We start from the raw sequence: 18486 nt of genomic DNA on the forward strand, positions 1-18486 counted from the left end.
CCGGATAGTTGAATAGCGTCCTCTGGTGCAGGTGTGTGAATCCTCTATTTACCCAGTTCAGGCAAGATAACTAACCATCTAGTTGACATCTTGGCCGGGGCGCTGCTTCACTTCAACTATCCGGTTAGTCGCATCGTCCTTCCCGAAGGAACACGCCATGCACGCTTCACGCTCCGCCTCGCACTGGACACCCGACATGATCACCGGCCAGTACGGTCGCACCGCCCTGATCACGGGCGGCAACAGCGGCATCGGACTGGAGACCGCCCGCGTCCTGATCCGCCACGGCGCCCGCGTCATCCTGGCCGGACGTAGCAAGGAGGGCCTCGACCACGCCGCCGCCGCACTGCGCGGGGAGCGGCCCGACGCGCAGATCGCGACCGTCGTCGTCGACCTCGGCAGCCTCGACTCCGTCGAACGGGCCGGCGGGCACCTGGCCACCACGGAGACCGTCGACCTGCTGCTCAACAACGCCGGCGTGATGAACATCCCCGAGCGGCGCACCACCAGCGACGGCTTCGAGCTGACCTTCGGCACCAACCACCTCGGCCACTTCGCCCTCACCGCTGCCCTGATGCCCGCCCTGCGCCGTTCGCCGGCCGCCCGCATCGTCACCGTGAGCGCCATCGCCGCGACCTGGCGCATAGGGCGCCTGAAGGACCTGATGAGCGAGGAGCGGTACAGCGCGATGGGTGCCTACGCCAAGTCCAAGCGCGCCAACGTCGTCTTCACGCAGGAGCTCGCCCGCCGCCTGTCCGACACCCGCATCGAAGCGGTCGCCGTGCACCCGGGGTCGGCCATGACCAACCTCCAGCGCCACAGCCAGGGTGCCCTGTCCAAGCTGGTCGTCGCCCTCACCTCGCGCACCGTCATGGGCTCGCCGGAGGGTGCGGCCTGGCCGTCGCTGTATGCCGCGACCAGCCCCGACGTCCGCAGCGGCCAGTTCATCGCGCCCGCCGGACGCGACCAGACCAGCGGCACCCCGAAGGCCGTCCCCCTGCCCGCCGGCGCCGACGACCCGGCGGAGGGTGCCTTCCTCTTCGGTGAGAGCGAGCGCCTTACCGGGGTCACCTTCCCTCTGTGACCTCGTGGCGGGGATGACCGGCTGTGACCTCGGGCGAAGGATGACCCGACCGGCTTCCGTGCCGGCGGCGGAGCCCGACCCGGGGCAAGAGCCCGACCGATTCCGCCACTCCGACCGATTCCGCCACCCCGAAAGGCCCTGTCCATGAGTGAACTCGCCTACGACAGCGTGGGCTCCGGACCTGCCCTCGTCCTCGTCCCCGGTACCAACAGCACCGCCCGCGACACCTGGGGCCCCACCGTCGAGGCCCTCGCCGCGTCTCACACGGTGATCATGCCTGATCTTCCCGGCACGGGCTCCAGCCCGCTGACCGACGGCCCCCTCGACCCCGAGAGCGTGGCGTGGCAACTGGCGGATGTCGCCGTGCGTGCCGGGCACGACCGGTTCGCCATCGCCGGCGCCTCTCTCGGAGCCCCGCTCGCCCTGCTGACCGCGGCGCGGTTCCCCGACCGGGTCACGCACGTGACGACCGTCTGCGGATACGCCTCGGCACGGCCGAGCCTGAGGCTCAGGCTCGATCTGTGGGAGCGGATCCTGGACGCGGGGCCGGAGGCCGTCGGACGGCTGCTGCTCATCCTCGGCATGCCCGACGCCACCGCGGCCGAGCTCCCGCCCGAGACGCTGAACAGGATGATCATCGCGCTCGGGGCCCGGCGCGAGCGCGGCGTCCGGCGGCAGATAGAGCTTGCTCGCACGATCGACGTCGAAGCCGATCTGGGCACGATCCGCGTACCCGCGCTCGTGATCGGCGGCGGGCAGGATCAGTTCGTCGCCCCGGCCCACTCCCGCGTCGTCGCCGACCGTCTCCGCACCGCCCGCCTGCTGATGCTCGACGGCAGCCATGGCCTGGCGCACGAGCAACCGGACGCGATCAGTGCGGCCGTCGGCGAGCTCGCACGCGTCTGACGTCCAGCGCGACGCGCGTGACATGCCACCCCTCAGGTGGCGCGGGACCGCGCGTCACGTCGAGCGGATGGCCACCTCGGCCTCGATCTCCACGGGAATGCGGAAGGGGAGTTCGGCGAGCCCCACCGCCGAACGGGCGTGGCTGCCGGCCTCCGGTCCCCACAGTTCCAGGATCAGATCGGAGAAACCGTTGATCACCCCCGGCGCCGAGGTGAACCCGGGTGCGGCGTTGACCATGCCGAAGACCTTCAGCCAGGCGGTGACGCGGTCGAGATCGCCGAGAGCCGTCCTCAGGCTCGCCAGGATGGCCAGCGCCGTGGAGCGGGCGGCGGCATAGCCCTCCGCCTCCGACACCTCGGCGCCCACCTTGCCCAGCGTCGGGGGAAGCGAGCCGTCGGGCATCAACGGCCCGTGGCCGGAGACGAAGGCACGGCTGCCCAGGATTCGCACCCAGGGAAACGGCAGGGTGACGCCCGGGGGGAGTTTCATCGGCTGGGGGAGTTCCAGCCCCAGTTCGTCCAGACGCTTCTCGATCTTCACTGCCGTCCTCGCCGCCAGGACCGGCACCTCGCGCGCCGGCACGGGCCTTCTTTATACCGCGAGGCGGAAACGGATGAATCAAGCCACCGGGGCGGTGTCAGGCCCCGTCGATGTCGAGCCTGCCGATCCTGTTCGGCGTCAGGAGCCCGAACCAGATGGCCCCCGGCTCGTGCGGGTTGATGTCGCACGGGTACGAGGCCGGGGAGGGGGTGGGCCACATCGCGACGTCGCCGGTGTCCGGGTCGAGACGGGCGATCTGGTAGCCGAGTCCGGTGGCGGCGGGGAAGCTCACGGCGACGTAGATGTTGCCGTCGCTTCCCTGCGCGACCGGTCCGGGCGAGGGCAGCGGGTTGCCGACGGTGCCCTGTCCGAGTCCTTTGAGGAGGCCGGTCAGGATGCCCCCGGGTCCCGCCAGGGGGTACTCCCTGATGCGGCCCGTGGCCGGATCGATCCGGGCGATCTTCATGGCCAGGGACTCGCCGACCCAGATGGAACCGTCGGAAGCGGTGCGGACGCCGACGGGGAAGGACGCGGGCGTGGGCATGGTGTAGCGGGTGAACGTCTTGGTGTCGACGTCGATCGTGCCGATCTCGTTCATCTGGGGCAGGCCGAAGACGACGGTCCTGCCGGGCCCCGGCTTGATGATGCCGAACAGCGCGTGCACCTGCCCCAGGATCTCGCCGGGCACCCTGTACCTGGCGAACTCGCCGGTGGCCGGGTCGTACCGCCCGATCGAGTTCAGGCCGCCGAGGGTGAACCACAGGGCGTGGTCCGGCCCCCAGGCGATGTCGTTGGCCAGGCCGAGCCCGGAGTGGAGGGGAATGCCGAGGGGCTCGGTGGCGAACGCCCGGGCCCACGGCAGCGGGATCTCGGTCATGCCGCCGTCGCGGGTGTCGACCCGCAGCAGGCTGTTGCCGGTGACCTGCGGCATCCAGAGGTTGCCGGCCTCGTCCAGGTCCATGCCTCCCGGCATGGACAGCGGCATCGGCGTGTCGAAGTTCGTGAACTCGCCCGTCGCGGGGTCGAAGCGCGCGACCTGGCTGCTGAGGTACTGCTCCACCCAGAGCTTTCCGCGGTGGTCGAACTCCACCTCGCAGACGCCGCCGACCGGGAGGGACGAGGGAACCGGACCGTACTCGGTGATCGGGGACGTCGCCGCCGCCCCCGGGGCCGCCAGCAGCGCACCCATGACGGCCGCCACCGCGGCGAGCGCGCCGAGAACGCCCCGCCTGCCTCCGCGCGACCGACGCCCACCCTGTGCCGCACGAACCGAAGTCGACTTCACCCGGCCAGTGTTGTGGTGTTCGGTTTCGGGGGACAAGGGGTCGGGGGAGGCGCACGGGATCGTCCATACCCGTCCCGCGCGCGGTGGGGTGCCGGGTCGTGCCACCCCGCTCCGCGATCGGCCGCCGCCGTCCCCGCCCCGTGGACGCCGCCGTGAGCCGCCCGTACCGTCGGCGCATGGCTGACTCCCCGCGATCACTGCCGACCGGCCCCTACGACCTCTCGGCCAACGAGAACCCCTTCGCCCCGCTGCCGGGCGTGCTGGAGACCGTGCGGGAAGCGGCCTCCGGGGTGAACCGGTACCCCGACCCGGCGTGCACGGAGCTGCGGGCCGCACTCGCCCGCGGGTTACGGGTGCCGGCCGAGCGGGTGGCCGTCGGCGCGGGGTCCGTCGCGTTGATACGCGACCTGCTGGCGGAGTACGCCGCCGGGCCGGACGGCGAAGTGGTGTTCGCGTGGCGCGGCTACGAGGGTTACCGGGCGGCGGTACGGCTCGTGGGAGCCGTACCCGTGCCGGTTCCGCTGCGCGCGGACCGCCACGATCTGGCGGCGATGGCCGGCGCGGTCACCGAGCGGACCCGGGTGGTCGTCGTGTGCAACCCCAACAATCCGACGGGTACGGTCGTCGGCCGCAAGGAGCTGGACCGGTTCCTCGACCGCCTGCCCGGGAATGTCCTCGCCGTGGTCGACGAGGCCTACCGGGACTTCGCCGCCGGGCCCGACGCCCCGGACGCGGTCGGCACGGCGGGGCACCGGCCGGGCGTGGTCGTCGTGCGCACTTTCTCCAAGGCGTACGGGCTGGCCGGGCTGCGCGTCGGCTACGCGGTGGCGCACGAACCGGTGGCCGCCGCGTTGCGGGCACGCGCGCTGCCGTACGGGGTGAGTGCCGCGGCCCAGCAGGCGGCCGTCGCGTCGCTGGGCGCGCGTGAGGAACTGGACCGGCGGGTGGCGGGGCTCGTCCGGCGCCGGGCGCTGCTCGTCGACGGGCTGCGCGCCCTGGGGCTCCACGTGCCCGAGAGCCACACCAACTTCGTGTGGCTCGGCCTCGGCGAGCACACCGGCGCGTTCGCCGACGCCTGCCGGGAGGCGGGAGTGCGGGTCAAGGCGTTCCCCGGCGAGGGCGCGCGGATCACGGTGGGTGAGCCGGAGGCCGTCGAGCTGGTGATCGCGGCCGCGTCCCGGCTTCCGTTCCTCCCGGCCCGGTGACACCGGGGGCGGATCGGGGACACCGGGTCGGTGACGTCCTGTCAGTGGCGCCGGATCAGGACGCGGTCCGGCCGTCCCGGGGTCCGAACGTGCGGACCGCCTCCGCGTCGGTGGTGACCGCCCGGACGTAGTGCTCGGCCCATGCGCGGCAGTCGTGGTAGCCCGACTCCCTGGCCACCCGCTCCACGGCGCCGTCGAAGTCGAACGGGGTGTGCCGCAGCTGCACCTGCCCGCCGTGCAGCAGGGCCCAGGAGGCGCCCGCCCTGCCGTACGGCATGCCGATGCTGCCGGAGTTCACGACGAGGCGCTCGTCGACGAGGCGCATGAACGGCATGTGGGTGTGCCCGCACACCATCGTCCGTACGTCGTCCGGCAGCTCGGCGAAGACCTCCGCCCACCGGTCCAGGCGGGTGTCGACGAGCACCACCTCGTCGTCGTCGCGCGGGGTCCCGTGGCAGAAGACCACCTTGCCGAAACCGTCGACCTCCAAGGTCACCGGGTGGGGCAGCTCCGCCAGGAACGCCACGTCCGGGGCACGGAGTTGCTCGGCGGCCCACAGGTCGATCTCCCACGCCTGGTCGACGGGGAACTCGCCCCGCGCCATCTCGGCGAGCTCCCGGTCGGCGTTGCCGCGCACCAGGACCGCCCTGTCGCCGAGCGCGCGCAGCCGGTCCAGCACCTCGACCGGCTGCGGACCGGCCGCGTGGTCACCGGTGACGACGATCAGGTCGGCCCCCATGACGTCGGGCTCGTCCAGGACCGCCTCCAGGGCCGGCAGCACACCGTGGATATCGGACAGGACAGCGACACGTGCGACCATCGGGTGACCTTTCGAAGATATCGAGTTCTCGGGTTTTTCGGGCGGGCGCCGGCCGTTTCCCGGGCCGGCGAGTACGGGGATCCTACGGATGCGCCTCGGCCACCTCCAGCCGGAAACGGGACAGTACGCGGGCCATGCGTTCCCGCACGACGCCCGAGTTCTCCCCCTCGACGTGCACGTGGCCGCTGGAGGCGTTGGAGGCCCGCGGCGGGTCGAGCCGGTCGCCCACCGCGGCGGTGAGCGCGCCGCAGACCACGCCGGGCAGGGCCGTCAGCTCCGCCAGGGAGGAGATGCCCGTGACGACGCCACGGCGGGCCGGCAGCAGCAGATGGCCCACCGAACGGTCACGGGTGTAGGCCAGCGCCGGGCGGCGGCCCACGTACACATCCGCCGTCGCGGCCAGCATGTCGAATCCGCGCGAAAGGCCGTGGCTCGTGGGCAATTCGGCACCGCCCAGACGGGCCGCCATTTCTCCCATGACGAACGATCCGCCGTTGCCTGCGAAGAACTCGGCGTGGAGATAACCGGCACGGAGATCGAGGGCGTCGCACATGCGCTGGGCCACCGCGCGCCCGTCGACCGGTTCCGGCTCCGACGGCGCCAGCGTGATGTCGGCGTTCATCGCCCCGTCCAGGGTGTCCAGCATGGGCGCCGGGTTGACCGCGATGTAGGCGTCCTGCACCCGGCCGTCGTGCACCAGCGCGCACAACTGGTGCTCGGTGCCGCGTACGTACTCCTCGGCGATCCACCGCCGGTCCGGGCGGCTCCTGAGCGCCAGGTCCACCGCGGCCAGCCGGTCGGCGTCCACCTTCCAGGTGTCCACCGCCGAACCGGAGACGGCCGGCTTCACGATGACGGGCCACCCGTACCGGTCGGCGAACTCCTTCACCTCCGTGGCCGAGGTGACCGCGCGGAACCTTGCCGCCGGCAGGCCCGCGGCGGCGAACAGCTCCTTCATGGCGAGCTTGTCGGTGGCCAGCCGTACCTGCCGGGGGGACAGGTGCGGCAGCCCGGCCGCCGCCGCGAACCGGTGGGCCAGGGGCTGCGCCGCCTCGTCCGGGTTGCAGAAGAACGCCGGACGCGGCAGCTCCAGGGCGGCCAGCCACCGCCGGTAGCGCGCGGCCTCCTCTTCCGCCGGGACACCCGCGCGCAGGTGGAACGCGGGCCTGCCGTCCGGCACTTCGACCGTGGACGTCCCAGGACGCAGCAGGACCGTGTCGATGTCCGGCCGGTCCAGCACGTGCCGGGTGAAGCGCCGGCGCCGGCTGACCACCAGCAGCAGCGTGGGACGCCCCGAGCGGAGGCCGGGCGCGCTCATGCGGCGTCCTCGCTCACATGGGAGTGCTCCGCGAGCAGCAGCGCCAGCGAGCGCACCACCTGCGGCCGCCCCGAGATGTCGATCCGGGTGCGCCTCGGCGACCGCCTGTGCACCACGGTCCGGCCGCTGGCGTTCACCAGGCCGTGGCCCGCGGCCGTGTCCCACCACGGGAGCGCCACCGAGATGTGCGCGTCGAGGGCACCGGTGGCCACCCGCAGCAGGTCGCACGCCGCCGAGCCGGTGCGCGCCACCTCGTACCGCTGCCCCACCAGGGAGAGGATCGCCCGCGCCTCGACGAGCTCGGCGGCACCGTACGGAAGCGCGACGGCCACCCGCGCGCCGGCCGCGACGGCAGGTGGGTCCTGGGTGAAGTCACCGTCGAGCGCGCCGTCGCGCAGGGCCATCCACTGCCCGTCGGCCGGCCGGACGATCGCGGCGGCCAGGCACCCCGAGCCGGACACCGCGGCGACGCTCACCGCGTAGTGGGGCGCGGCGCGCACGAAGTTCGCCGTCCCGTCCAGCGGGTCGACGATCCAGGTCACGCCGGTGCGGCCGGGCCGGTAGCCGGACTCCTCGGCGAGGACCGCGTCACCGGGCCGCGCCCTGCTCAGCAGATCCATGATGACGGACTCCGCCCTGAGGTCCGCCTCGGTCAGCAGGTCCTCCGGGCCGCTCTTCCGGCTCACCCGGTAGCTCCGGCGGGCCGTGGCACGGATCTCCGTCGCCGCACGCCGCGCCACCGTGATCGCGAGCCGTTCGATCTCCGCCACGGCCACTTCACCCATGATCTCCGCTCCCGCCGCGCAGCCGGTCCTGGAGCATGTCGATCACCTGGTCGAGACGGGAGGTGACCTCGGCCTCGGACCGCCCCCGCACCGTGACCGTGGCCGCCGCCTGGTGCCAGCCCGCGGGCCGCGGCATGACGTCGCCGACCTGGAAACGCACCTGGGTGTCGATGATCCAGTCGGTGGCGGGCGGCGTCAGGTCGGCCTCCAGGCGGCCGGGCGCCGCGTACACCAGCGCGTACCCGGTGAGGTGGTCGGCCGGGGGCGCCGGGCGGGGGATCTCCTCGCCCAGGTGGGCCAGGACGGCCATCTCGTCGAGGTTGACGCCGGTGCGCGAATGGAAACCGGGGATGATGCCGCCGCCGCCCGGGCGGCCACCGATCTCGCAGAAGACCACCTCGTCCGCGTTCAGGAACACCTCGTGGTGCGTGACGCCGCTGAAGTGCGGATAGCAGGCCAGCACGGCTCGGTTGAAGCGCAGCAGCCGGTCGAGCGTCCTTCCGGGGCCGACGGCGACGTCCCGGAAGGCGCCGAGGTGCCGGTAGGACGTCGTCTCCTCGATGCTCCGGCCGGCGGTCGCGGCGAGCGGCACGCCCTTGCTGACGACGCTGTCGATGTGGAAGAGGGTGCCGTCGATGCGCTCCTCCACCTCGTAGGCGTCGGGGGTGACGCCCGCGTGCTCCGCGTCCGCGAGGAACCGGCGCAGGTCCTCGGGGCCGTCCAGGAAGGCGATCCCGGCGGAGCTCTCGCCGCGCCGCGGCTTCGCGACCACCCTGCCGTGCCGGGCGATCAGGCGCAGTGCCGCGCCCTCGGTGAAGGGCGCGTAGTCGGGGACGCGGATGCCCTGCTCGCCCAGCCGGTCCTTCATGGTGACCTTGTCGCGGTAGCCCAGGACCTGGTGTTCCGTGGGTCCCGGCACCCCCAGCTTGTCCCGCAGCCTGCCCGCGGCCAGCAGCAGGCCCTCGCTGATGGCCACGACGCGTTCCACGGGGTGCCCGCCGGCGCCGTGGTGGAACAGCGCGGCGGCCTCCAGCAGCGCGTCGTCGCCGCGGGGGATGCCGACGACCGCGGCCAGCTCGTCGCCGCGCGCCTGGTCCAGCTTGCGGATGTCGGTGACGAGGTGGACGCGGTTGGCGTCCGCCGGCAGGAACTTCCGGCCGTCGGTGTCCTGGTAGTAGTGGTAACCGATGTGGTCGATCACCAGCACGTTCCTCTGCCGGCCGCTCATCGCGGGCAGCACTCCGCGTAGCGCGCGGCCAGCTCGTCGGCCGCCTCCTCCACGTCCGCGAGAGCCAGTTGCTTGCAGGTGTAGCCGAGTTCCTCCCGCATGATCTCCACGGACTCGTCGGTGAACTCCACGAGCCCGTCCTCCGCGATCCGGGCGATCCCGTCGTGGCGCTGGCCGTCGCGGTTGATCTCGACGGCGTCCCGCTCACCGAGCCGTGGCGGCAGGTCGAGCCCGCTCCCCTCCCGGGTGATCCGCACCGGGTACCCGCCCGGCAGGCCGTGCCAGCCGGGTACGTGCACGGTGGCCCCGGCACCGGTGGCCAGGGGTTCCAGCACGCCGAGCGCGGAGGCCGCGGTCATCAGCTGTCCGGCACGGCCCCCGGTCCTGCGGTACTCGGTGCGCATCGCGTGGAACACGGTGTCCACCGGCAGCCGGCCGGTGACGTCCGTGCCGCCTCGCCAGAAGGTCAGGTCGTAGGCCGCGCCGCCGTTGTCGCCGGTACGGGAGATCCGGTGGCTGACGAAGTGGTGCGCCACGAAACGCGGCTCCACGTCGGCGGGCGCGCAGCCGAGGTGCCGGGCCGCGATGGTCCGCAGCGCGGGGACGGAGTTCGCCACGTTGCCGATGCCGAGCGCGGGGCTCAGGCCGGCCCCGGCGAGGGCCGGGTGCACCGCGTCCGGGTAGGCGGCGTTCACCACGACCGCGCTGGTGCCCGAGGCGCGTACCGCCTTCATGAGCTTGAGCACCGGGTCCAGGTGCATGGGCAGCCAGGGCCCGAAGTGGGCGGCGCTGACGCGTGCGAAGCGGTCGGCGGGGAGTTCGGAGATGACGTACCAGGACTGCCGGCTGGCCGCCGAGAAGATGATGTCGGGGTCGAACCGCGCGATGGCCTCCGCGGTGCCCGGCACGTCGGCGAGGTCGAACACGAGGGGGTCGACCGGGCAGTCCCGGCCGAGCTGCGTCGCGGCGAGCGACACCATGTTCGCCGTGCGGACCACGGCTTCCCCGTCGCGCCCGAGGAGTGCCAGGTGGCGGGGCTGCGAGGTGGCGGTCAGCCCGTGCAGCACACGCACCGACAGGTCGCCGCAGCCCACGACGAGGAGCCGGACGGGACGGTCGTGGTCCCGCCGTACGCGGTCGCCGGAGCCCACCGGCCCCGGGCTCATGACGCCGCTCCGGACAGGCCGGGAACGAACCGGGCGGTGTTCGCGGCCAGTCTCTCGGGCGGGCAGAGGTCGGAGAAGCCGGCCAGCCAGCCTGCGGCCTCGACGGTGTCCCAGTGCGGGTAGTCGGAGCCGAACAGCACGGAGCCGGCGCCGAGTTGCCGCACGGCCCAGGCCACGTGCTCCTCGTCGGGTTCGGGCACAACGGCGAAGTGCCGGCGGAAGACCTCGGTCGGGGTGGTCACGGTGCCGGTGAGCCGCTTCGTGTGGCTGGTCAGCCGCCCTAGCACGCTGGGTATCCACGCGATGCCGGACTCCAGCATGACCACGCGCAGCCCGTCGGGGAGCCCGTCGGGCCGGGTGACCAGGTCGGCCAGGGCGACCATGTGCTCGCCCATGTGCCCGAAAGCGTGGGTCATGGCGTAGTCGTCGTAGGCGTCGGCCAGCGGGGACCACTGGAAGCAGCCGGTGCCCCCGTGGACGAACAGCGGCATCCCGAGCCGCGCCACCGTCCGCAGCAGCGGCGTCACCGCGGGGGAGTTGAGACGGACCGAGGGAGTGCGGCCGGTCGGCCTGACCACCACGGCCACCAGGTTCTCGTCGCGCTCGCGCTCGGCGTAGCGGAGCAGGGTCTCCTCGCTCCACCGCGGGTCCTCGACCGAGGCGAGGAAGGCCCACTTCAGGTCGAGCGGGGAGCGGGCGCAGGACCGCGAGGCCAGCCGGTTGTAGCCGTCGAACAGCCGCAGCCTGGCCGTCTCGTCGTCGACAGCCTGCACCGACAGGCCGACGAACCCGGGCTGGAGGACGGCGGCGGCGATGCCGTGCTTGGCCATGAAGACGGCCCGGTCCTCGTCCTCACCGGGGCCGATGAGGTGTCCGAGGCCCTTGGGGTTGCCGTGCCCGGGGCCGCTCGGCCGGGGGAACAGCCGGTCGCCGAGCCTGAGCCGGGTGCTGCCCGCCTCGGTGACCACCTCGGGGGCCTCGGCGGGGGAGAAGCCGATCTCCGACCAGAGCTCGGGCAGGTGGTCGGTGAAGTGCGTGTCGCAGTCGTAGAGCTGGATGTGCGGCATCGTTGACGCCTCCTTCTCCTTCTAGCGGTTGCCGATACGCGCGGGGTCCCGGCGCTGCCCGGGGCCCATGTGCTCGCCCCTGGCGAGCCAGTCGAGTCCGTCGTCCACGTCGAGGCCCAGGTCGTCCGCCACCTGGCGCACCACGGCGCCGGTCAGCCCGCCGGCGGAGAGTCCGGCCAGCCGCTCGCGTGCCCCGTCGTCGACGGCGCCGGCCTCGCCCAGCAGGCGTTTGGTGATCGGGTACCAGCGGCCCCGTGAGATCAGCCTGGAGTGCGCGAGGAAGGTGGCAGCGGCGAGCACGTGCTCCAGGGCGCCCAGGGTCTCGCCCGCCGCGACGTGGTCGATCGCCAGCAGCAGGGCGCAGCAGGCCCGCCCCCGCCACCACGGCACCGCGGCGGCGACGAGCGCGTCGGGGCAGGCCGGGGCGCCCACGTCACCGTGGACGGGGGCCGAGAGCGCGGCCTCGCTCAGCAGGATGTACGAGGGCACGCCGCCCGCGGTCTTGGGGTAGGAGTGCACGGTGAACGCGCCACGGGCGGCCTGTTCTTCCTCCCGCCGCAGATGGGCGAGTGGCCGGAGGCAGACGTCGATCCTGGGGGAGACCGGGACCGTGTACTCCGACTCCTCGAACGGGTGCCCGCGGTTCGCGGTGTGCAGCTCGGACAAGCCCGCGGATCCGGCACCGGGCGGCAGCCCCCGGCGCAGTTCGGCGGGGGCCGGGAGCGCGTCGGTGTAGGCGAGGATGTCCCAGTCGCTGTCGGGCCTGGTGGGGTTGCCCCGGGCGCGCGAGCCGGCGACACGGACCGACCGCACGGAGGGGAGCGCGGCCAGGCCGTCCACGACGTCGCGGACCGCCGGGGGGAGTTCGGGGGCCTTCACCTTCGACTCGGCCGTGCTCATGTCCCCGCCTCCCGGACGTGGCCCTCTTCCGTCTGGACGTGGCCCTGTTCGACGAGGACGCGGCCGTGCTCCGCCGCGGCGTGGCCCTGTCCCGCGAGGTAGTCCGCCGCCGTTCGGCCGTGCGGGGCGGCGCCGACTCCGCGGAGCAGGTCGGCGGCGCATGCGTCGAACCGGGCGAAGAGCGCCGGACCGGGCTCCGTGCCGTGGTCCAGGAGGCTCCCGGCCTCCGTGAACAGCCGTGCCGGCCGGGCCGCGGTCGCGAGGACGGCGCCGATGTTCCGGCCGAGGTTCTTCACCTCGTGCAGCACGCGGCCCTCGGCGGCCAGCGCGCTGACGAGCAGGTGTTCGACGGCCAGCCGGAACAGGACCGCGGCGTCCAGCGGCAGGCCGTCGGCATGGGCCGTCCCCGCCTTGCGGCGGAAGTGGTCGGCCGTGAGGTAGGTGGTCGCGCAGTGGAAGGCGGGCAGCCACCGCACGTGCGCCTGCCGCCGCCAGCGCTCCACAGCCCCGGTCCCGTGGAGCACCTGGCCACCGCGGAGCCTTGCGAGGAACCGGATTTCCAGGGCGTCGAGCACGGGGAGTTCGAGGTCGGGGGTGCCCGGGTCCTGGATCCGGGACATGCCGGAGGCGAGGTCGGCCAGGTCGCGCAGCGGGCCCGCCCGTACGACGTCCATGTTGACCGCGGGGTCGCCCGGGAACAGGTGGTTGCGGGCCAGGCTCATCGGCCGCAGCACCGACCCGTCGCCCTCGTGGTCCGGCGTCCAGTCGTCCGGTGCGTCGAGTACCAGCACGTTCACGTTGGAGCCCCGCATGGCCACGCCCTCGGCGGTGGACCCGGCCAGCAGGACTCCGCTCCCCTCGGGCCAGGGAAAGCGCCGCCCGAGCAGTGCGGTGAGGTCGTCGGCGGTGGCACCGGTGGCACCGGTGGCGCCGGCGGTACCCGGGGCCCCGGCCGTGCCCTCGGGTGCGGCGACGCGGGTTCCGCCGTCCCGGGCAGCCGTGGTGATGTCCGTGTCGTCGCTCAAGGGTTCCTCATCTCCGGTATGTGCCGTGCCTGCCGGACGACCAGCACGGCCGGGACACAGATCAGCCCGCCCACGGCGGCCACCAGCAACGTGGTGCCGGTGGAGGTGATCCCGGCGAACGCGCCGGTCAGCGAGTAGGAGATCGGCACGAGTACCTGGGACAGCGCCCAGTCGATCCCGAACATGCGTGCCACGTAGGCGCGTGACACGGCGCTCTGCAGGAGCGCCCCCCACAGGACCGCGGAGACGGCGAGCGCGGCGTTGATCACGAAGCTCCCGATCAGCGCGGGCACGAGCGAGGCGTCGAAGGCGAACCCCACGAGCCCGCCCGCCATGGCGCCCCACGCCAGGTAGAGCCAGAGCAGCGTCCACCGGTCCAGCGACCGCCCGCCGACGAGGATCGCGCCGCCGATCTGGCCGACCCCGCCGACGGCCAGCACCAGCCCGTAGGTCTCGGCGCCGTGTGCCGCGTCGCCGTGGAGGATGAAGGGCACGAGGACGTTCCAGGGCCCCATCACGCAGATCACGGTCACCGCTCCGGCCGCGAACGCGTAGAGCAGCCACTTCTGCCGCCACATGTAGCGGAAGCCGTCGACGCTCTGCGCCAGGAGGCTCCCGGGCTCCTGCTGCTCCAGCGGCCCGCGCTCGGCGCCGACCCCGAGCAGGAAGCCGAACGACACCACGAAGGTCAGTGCGTCCGCCACGAACACCCAGTCGGCGCCGGACCTCGCGACCAGCGCGCCGCCGAGGGCCGGCCCGATCAGCCGCCACATCAGGGGGCGGATGATCTGGTCGACGGAGTTGGCGCCGACCAGGTGCTCGGCCCGTACCAGCGACTGCACCATGGTGTTGAACGCCGGTACGAAGGCGGCCTCCGCTGCGGAGAAGACGGCCAGCCCCACGTACAGGTACCAGGTGGGGAGCGAGTCCGTCAGGCTCAGCAGCCCGATCGACGCCAGTATCCCCGCGCGCAGCAGGTCCCCGGCGAGCATGACCCTGCGGGCGCCGTACCTGTTCACCCAGGTGCCGGCGAGGATGGCGGCGGGCAGGGCGGTCACCGCCATCACCACGCCGATCGCGGCCAGCGCCGTGGTGGTGTCGCTCAGCGACAGCACCAGCCACGGCAGGGCGACGAACATCATGCCGTCGCCGAGGAGCGAGACGGCGAACCCGGCCCACAGGTACCGGAAGTTCCTCTCCCTGAACGGCTGGAGCTGCGCCGGGCGCCCGATCCGCGTCAGCAGCGCCGACCGGCGCTCTCGGGTCACTCGCGCCCCCCTGCCTCCCCGGCCAGCTCGAACAGGCAGTGCCAGTGGAACGATCCGGGGGCCGCGTGCTCCTCGTCGTGGGCCCGGAGCAGCGCCGCCGGCCGGTTGATCGCGATCAGCTCCGCGGCGTCGCAGTAGAAGTGCGGATGCACCTTGTCGTCGGTCGCCTCGGGCTGCACGAAGGCGCCCGGCCCGATCTCGATCCCCTTGCCGTGCTCGTGGTTGCGGCGCGAGAGCATGGTCAGCTGGTACAGGCCCCCGGGCCGCAGCACCCGGTGGATCTCGCGTACATGGCCGCGCACCGCGTCCCGGTCGCCGTGGTAGACCGCGTTGAAGGCCAGCACGTAGTCGAAGTGGTCGTCCGGATAGGGCAGGCGGTTCATCGGCCCGATCCGCAGATCGACGTCCACGCCCGCCGCCTCGGCCGCCGCACGGCTCTGCTCGATGGCGGTGCCGCTCGCGTCGACCGCCCGGCAGGCGAAGCCGGACCGGGCGAGGAAGACGGCGTGCCGCCCGACTCCGCACGCCAGGTCCAGCACGTCCCGTACCTGCCGGTCGCGCAGCAGGCCGAGGGTGTCCGCGACCCAGGGGTCGGGTGTGGACCAGTCGGCGCGGCCGCCACTGGTCTTCCAGACCTCGTCCCAGTGGCGGTGCGCCGTCGTGCTGCCGTCCGTGTGCGGTGTGGTCATGATCGCCCCTGTGGTCCGGTCAGTTCGCGGCCGAGGTCGGTGACGGCGGGAGCCCCGAGGAGGGCCATGGTGTGGTCCAACTCGGTCAGCAGGGAGGCGAGCGCCTTCGCGGCGCCTTCCCGGCCGCCCGACGCGAGGCCCCACAGCACCGGCCTGCCGACGAGGACGGCGCTGGCGCCGAGGCTCAGCACGGACGCGATGTGCGCCCCGCTGCGTACCCCGGAGTCGAACAGGACGGGCACCCGGCCGCCGACCGCCGACACCACGGCGGGCAACGCGTCCACGGCCGCCAGGTGCCGGTCGGACTGCCGGCCGCCGTGCGTGGACACCTGTATGGCGTCGGCGCCCGCGTCCACTGCGCGCTCGGCGTCCGCCGGGTGCAGGATCCCCTTGACGACCAGCGGGAGACGGGTGCGCGACCGCAGGCTCGCCAGGTCCGCCCAGGACACCCCCGGGTCGGGGAACAGCTCCGACACGAGGTCGGCCGCGGTCAGCGCGGGCGTGCGTTTCCTGCGGTGTCCGAGCAGGCCGAGGAAGGCCGGGTCCCGCACGAGGGCGGGCGGTGCCGCGTCGAACCGGCTGAACTTGTTGCGCGCGTCCCGGCTGCGGCGGCCCACGACCGGCACGTCCACGGTGCAGACCACCGCGCCGGCCCCGGCCTCCTCGGCCCTGCGCAGCATCGACCAGCTGACCTCGCGCTCCCGCAGCAGGTAGATCTGCTGCCACAGACCGGGCGCGGCCGGTGCGACGTCCTCGACGGGCCGCGAGCTGAACATGGACAGCGCGAAGCCGAGACCGAGCGAGTCGGCGGCCGCCGCGGAGGCGACCTCGGCGTCCGGGTGGCACAGGGCCTGCAGCCCCATGGGCGTCACCAGGACCGGCGCGGCCAGCCGCCTGCCGAACAGCTCGGTGGCGGTGCTCCGCTCCGAGACGTCACGCAGGACCCGCGGGGTGAGCGTGAGGGCGTCGAGGCGCTCCACGTTGCGCCGCATCCCCGACTCGTCCCCGGCGCCGCCCGCGCAGTAGTCGAAGGCGGCCCCGGCCATCAGCGACCGGGCCCGCTCACGGCCGGCGTCGCCGGGTCGCTGCCTGCCCGGCGTCTGCCCGCCGGACACCTGCCCGCCGGATGTCTGCCCGCCGGATGTCTGCCCGCCGGATGTCTGCTCGCCGGACGCCCCTCCGTTGAGCGTCTGCCCCCCGGATGCCGGTCCCCCGGAGGCCGGCCCGCCCGATTCGCGCGCGCCGGACCCGGGGCCGCGCCCGGCCGCCCGGGCCCGCTCGGTCAGCTCGAACAGCCGCTCCACGCCGGCGAGTTCCGACGAGACCGAGGTCAGCCGCCGGGAGCTCATCACCTCCCGCAGCACCCGGGAGGTCCCCGCCACCAGGCTCCGCATGATCACATTGGCGAAGAGGACCGTCACCGGGCCGTACGCCGCGAACGCCTCGGCGTCGGTGCCGGGCAGCACCGTGGGCGCCAGCACCATGGGGCGCAGCGGCGCGATCTTCTCCACCACGGGGAGCAGCTGGCCCGCGCTGGCCCGGTTGGCCTGCGCGAACAGGGCGTCCGCGCCGGCGGCAGCGTAACGGTTCAGCCGCTTGACGGCCGCGTCCACGCCGTGGCCGGCCACCAGCGCCTCGGTCCTGGCGATGACCTTCAGGGAGCGGCGGGCGGCCGCCATGGCGGAGATCCGGCCGGCGAAGGCCTCCGGGTCCAGCAGCTCCCGGCCGCCGACGCGGTCGTCGAGCGAGTTCCGCTTGGGGAAGAGGTTGTCCTCCACACAGATCGCGTCGGCGCCCGCCTCCTCGTACAGCTTGGTCGCAAGGACGGCCAGTTCGTCGCTGCCCCGGCCGGTGTCGGCGTCGACGTAGATCGGCAGCGAGGTCACGGCCCGCACCGAGCGGATGATCCCGGCGATCTCGTGCGGCTCCAGGACCTCCCGGTCCGGTACTCCGAGGCTGGTGGACATCTCCAGACTGCCGAGCCACAGGACGTCGGCGCCGGCCTCCTCCGCCAGCAGCGCCGTGATGGGGCTGTGTACGCCTACTCCCATGCGCAGGTCGTTCATGTGGTCACCTCGTTTCGTCAGGCGTCGCACGTGCGATGGCGGCGGTGAACCGGGCGGTGATGTCCGCCGGGTGGTGGGGGACCCGGGGCGGTGGCGGCCCCGGGTCGGCTGCCGTGCGTACGTGGATGAAGCCCGGCTGCCGCGCGCCGGCCGCCTCCAAGAGCGCCGCGGAGAACGCCTCCGGGTCCGTCACCGACACCGCCGTCGCGTACTGGCAGGCCCGCGCGAGTGAGACGAAGGAGAAACCGGGCGCGGGAGAGAGCTGCCCACCGGTGCTCTCGTAGACCTGGTTGTCGAGGACGATGTGCACGAGCGGGCCGCGTGCGGCCGGGGCCAGCGGCATGGCGGACATGCCCATGAGCGTGTTCCCGTCGCCTTCGACCGCGAGCGCGGTCCTGCCCGACCGCCGGGAGAACCCGATGGCCAGCGGCAGGGCGAGGCCCATGCTGCCCATCATGTAGAAGTTCTCGTCGCGGTCGGCGATGGCGTGCAGGGCCCTCGGGCCCAGGCCGTTGCCGATGAACACCGCGGCGTCGCAGGCGGCGGCCGTGCGGGCGATCCGGGTGAGGGCGTCGTCTCTGGTCAGCATCCGTTCTCACGCTCCTTCGGGCGCGCACAGCACCGCGACGGGGCCGCGGACGCGGGCCGCTTCCTTCAGCGCCGCGCGCAGGTGTTCCGCGATGCCCGCCGTGTCGCCGAACCGGCAGCGCAGGTCGGGGATCCCCAGGGCCTTCAGCACGGCGGGGGCGGGCCGGCCGATCACGTTGTGGTGGGGCACGTCGCGGCCGTCGTGTCCGGCCCAGGAGACCAGCAGCACCACCGGGATCCGGTAGACCAGCGCCAGGCTGGTCAGGGCGTCGACGCAGGTCCCGAGCCCCGCGCTCTTCATGAACACCAGCGGTGTCGCGCCGGCGAGGCGGGCCCCGGCCGCGAGCCCGACGCAGTTGTCCTCGCGTGTCCCGGGCAGGAAGCACTCGCCGGCCCGCTCGTGCGCTGCCAGCGCGCTCAGGAAACCGGCCAGATAGGAGTCCGGCACGCCCGTGATGAAGTCGTACCCCGCTGCGAAGACCTCCTCGATCAGTGCGGAGTTCTCGGCTGCCTGCTGTGTGGCGCTCACGTCCAAGACCACTTCTC

Annotated in this window: 18 protein-coding genes; 3 read left to right on the forward strand and 15 right to left on the reverse strand. The window is 73.3% G+C overall.

The annotated features are described in order from the left end of the window. Window positions 1-157 precede the first annotated feature (157 nt). The gene (locus tag Sm713_RS13285) at window positions 158-1084 is read left to right on the forward strand and encodes an oxidoreductase (RefSeq protein WP_212909843.1); all 927 of its coding nucleotides are present in this window, start codon (window positions 158-160) and stop codon (window positions 1082-1084) included. Window positions 1085-1228: 144 nt separating this feature from the next. Beyond that, the gene (locus tag Sm713_RS13290) at window positions 1229-1990 is read left to right on the forward strand and encodes an alpha/beta fold hydrolase (RefSeq protein ID WP_212909844.1); all 762 of its coding nucleotides are present in this window, start codon (window positions 1229-1231) and stop codon (window positions 1988-1990) included. 54 nt (window positions 1991-2044) lie between these two features. On the opposite strand, the gene Sm713_RS13295 is transcribed toward Sm713_RS13290, so the two are convergent. Both Sm713_RS13295 and Sm713_RS13300 read right to left on the reverse strand, forming a co-directional pair. Beyond that, on the reverse strand, window positions 2045-2530 hold the full coding sequence (locus Sm713_RS13295) for a RidA family protein (protein ID WP_249416266.1): 486 nt from the start codon (window positions 2528-2530) through the stop codon (window positions 2045-2047). Between the two features lie 97 nt (window positions 2531-2627). After that, window positions 2628-3719 (reverse strand): hypothetical protein, encoded by a 1092-nt coding sequence (locus Sm713_RS13300; RefSeq protein ID WP_212909845.1) that lies wholly within the window; start codon window positions 3717-3719, stop codon window positions 2628-2630. Window positions 3720-3991: 272 nt separating this feature from the next. Between Sm713_RS13300 and Sm713_RS13305 the strand changes: the two genes are divergently transcribed. Next, the gene (locus Sm713_RS13305) at window positions 3992-5020 is read left to right on the forward strand and encodes a histidinol-phosphate transaminase (protein WP_212909846.1); all 1029 of its coding nucleotides are present in this window, start codon (window positions 3992-3994) and stop codon (window positions 5018-5020) included. Window positions 5021-5075: 55 nt separating this feature from the next. Here the strand turns inward: Sm713_RS13305 and Sm713_RS13310 are convergent, their stop codons facing one another. The 13 genes from Sm713_RS13310 to Sm713_RS13370 form a co-directional block, all read right to left on the reverse strand. Continuing rightward, window positions 5076-5840 (reverse strand): metallophosphoesterase, encoded by a 765-nt coding sequence (locus tag Sm713_RS13310; protein ID WP_212909847.1) that lies wholly within the window; start codon window positions 5838-5840, stop codon window positions 5076-5078. A gap of 82 nt (window positions 5841-5922) precedes the next feature. Continuing rightward, complete coding sequence (locus Sm713_RS13315; RefSeq protein WP_212909848.1) at window positions 5923-7158, reverse strand: ATP-dependent carboxylate-amine ligase; 1236 nt, start codon at window positions 7156-7158, stop codon at window positions 5923-5925. Then, window positions 7155-7943 carry an inositol monophosphatase family protein gene (locus Sm713_RS13320; protein ID WP_212909849.1) on the reverse strand — a complete coding sequence of 263 codons (789 nt, stop codon included), beginning with the start codon at window positions 7941-7943 and terminating at the stop codon, window positions 7155-7157. Before Sm713_RS13320 ends, Sm713_RS13315 begins: the two co-directional genes overlap by 4 nt. After that, window positions 7936-9171, reverse strand: coding sequence for an acetyl-CoA carboxylase biotin carboxylase subunit family protein (locus Sm713_RS13325; protein WP_212909850.1), 1236 nt, complete (start codon window positions 9169-9171; stop codon window positions 7936-7938). Before Sm713_RS13325 ends, Sm713_RS13320 begins: the two co-directional genes overlap by 8 nt. Then, window positions 9168-10337 (reverse strand): hypothetical protein, encoded by a 1170-nt coding sequence (locus Sm713_RS13330; protein ID WP_212909851.1) that lies wholly within the window; start codon window positions 10335-10337, stop codon window positions 9168-9170. Before Sm713_RS13330 ends, Sm713_RS13325 begins: the two co-directional genes overlap by 4 nt. Continuing rightward, window positions 10334-11404 (reverse strand): amidohydrolase family protein, encoded by a 1071-nt coding sequence (locus Sm713_RS13335; RefSeq protein WP_212909852.1) that lies wholly within the window; start codon window positions 11402-11404, stop codon window positions 10334-10336. The genes Sm713_RS13330 and Sm713_RS13335 overlap by 4 nt, the downstream gene beginning before the upstream one ends. Window positions 11405-11425: 21 nt before the next feature. Next, window positions 11426-12304, reverse strand: a complete 879-nt coding sequence (locus Sm713_RS13340) for a nucleotidyltransferase domain-containing protein (protein WP_212909853.1) — start codon at window positions 12302-12304, stop codon at window positions 11426-11428. After that, on the reverse strand, window positions 12301-13329 hold the full coding sequence (locus Sm713_RS13345; RefSeq protein ID WP_212909854.1) for a hypothetical protein: 1029 nt from the start codon (window positions 13327-13329) through the stop codon (window positions 12301-12303). The genes Sm713_RS13340 and Sm713_RS13345 overlap by 4 nt, the downstream gene beginning before the upstream one ends. Further along, window positions 13326-14597 (reverse strand): MFS transporter, encoded by a 1272-nt coding sequence (locus tag Sm713_RS13350; protein WP_212909855.1) that lies wholly within the window; start codon window positions 14595-14597, stop codon window positions 13326-13328. Before Sm713_RS13350 ends, Sm713_RS13345 begins: the two co-directional genes overlap by 4 nt. Continuing rightward, window positions 14594-15286 (reverse strand): class I SAM-dependent methyltransferase, encoded by a 693-nt coding sequence (locus tag Sm713_RS13355; RefSeq protein ID WP_212909856.1) that lies wholly within the window; start codon window positions 15284-15286, stop codon window positions 14594-14596. The genes Sm713_RS13350 and Sm713_RS13355 overlap by 4 nt, the downstream gene beginning before the upstream one ends. Next, on the reverse strand, window positions 15283-17352 hold the full coding sequence (locus Sm713_RS13360) for an alpha-hydroxy-acid oxidizing protein (RefSeq protein WP_212909857.1): 2070 nt from the start codon (window positions 17350-17352) through the stop codon (window positions 15283-15285). Before Sm713_RS13360 ends, Sm713_RS13355 begins: the two co-directional genes overlap by 4 nt. A gap of 4 nt (window positions 17353-17356) precedes the next feature. Beyond that, entirely contained in the window at window positions 17357-17941 is a 585-nt protein-coding gene (locus tag Sm713_RS13365) for a thiamine pyrophosphate-dependent enzyme (RefSeq protein ID WP_212909858.1), read from the reverse strand. A gap of 6 nt (window positions 17942-17947) precedes the next feature. Then, the gene (locus tag Sm713_RS13370; RefSeq protein ID WP_212909859.1) at window positions 17948-18469 is read right to left on the reverse strand and encodes a thiamine pyrophosphate-binding protein; all 522 of its coding nucleotides are present in this window, start codon (window positions 18467-18469) and stop codon (window positions 17948-17950) included. Window positions 18470-18486: the final 17 nt, after the last annotated feature.

It is taken from the genome of Streptomyces sp. TS71-3 (assembly GCF_018327685.1).
Classification (GTDB): domain Bacteria; phylum Actinomycetota; class Actinomycetes; order Streptomycetales; family Streptomycetaceae; genus Streptomyces.

Excerpts from the sequence above, each read along its gene's own strand:
- Sm713_RS13365 (WP_212909858.1), bottom strand. The coding sequence starts at position 17,941 with ATGCTGACCAGAGACGACGCCCTCACCCGGATCGCCCGCACGGCCGCC.
- Sm713_RS13325 (WP_212909850.1), bottom strand. The coding sequence starts at position 9,171 with ATGAGCGGCCGGCAGAGGAACGTGCTGGTGATCGACCACATCGGTTAC.
- Sm713_RS13315 (WP_212909848.1), bottom strand. The coding sequence starts at position 7,158 with ATGAGCGCGCCCGGCCTCCGCTCGGGGCGTCCCACGCTGCTGCTGGTG.
- Sm713_RS13285 (WP_212909843.1), top strand. The coding sequence starts at position 158 with ATGCACGCTTCACGCTCCGCCTCGCACTGGACACCCGACATGATCACC.
- Sm713_RS13320 (WP_212909849.1), bottom strand. The coding sequence starts at position 7,943 with ATGGGTGAAGTGGCCGTGGCGGAGATCGAACGGCTCGCGATCACGGTG.
- Sm713_RS13300 (WP_212909845.1), bottom strand. The coding sequence starts at position 3,719 with ATGGGTGCGCTGCTGGCGGCCCCGGGGGCGGCGGCGACGTCCCCGATC.
- Sm713_RS13360 (WP_212909857.1), bottom strand. The coding sequence starts at position 17,352 with ATGAACGACCTGCGCATGGGAGTAGGCGTACACAGCCCCATCACGGCG.
- Sm713_RS13330 (WP_212909851.1), bottom strand. The coding sequence starts at position 10,337 with ATGAGCCCGGGGCCGGTGGGCTCCGGCGACCGCGTACGGCGGGACCAC.
- Sm713_RS13335 (WP_212909852.1), bottom strand. The coding sequence starts at position 11,404 with ATGCCGCACATCCAGCTCTACGACTGCGACACGCACTTCACCGACCAC.
- Sm713_RS13340 (WP_212909853.1), bottom strand. The coding sequence starts at position 12,304 with ATGAGCACGGCCGAGTCGAAGGTGAAGGCCCCCGAACTCCCCCCGGCG.
- Sm713_RS13305 (WP_212909846.1), top strand. The coding sequence starts at position 3,992 with ATGGCTGACTCCCCGCGATCACTGCCGACCGGCCCCTACGACCTCTCG.
- Sm713_RS13290 (WP_212909844.1), top strand. The coding sequence starts at position 1,229 with ATGAGTGAACTCGCCTACGACAGCGTGGGCTCCGGACCTGCCCTCGTC.
- Sm713_RS13310 (WP_212909847.1), bottom strand. The coding sequence starts at position 5,840 with ATGGTCGCACGTGTCGCTGTCCTGTCCGATATCCACGGTGTGCTGCCG.
- Sm713_RS13355 (WP_212909856.1), bottom strand. The coding sequence starts at position 15,286 with ATGACCACACCGCACACGGACGGCAGCACGACGGCGCACCGCCACTGG.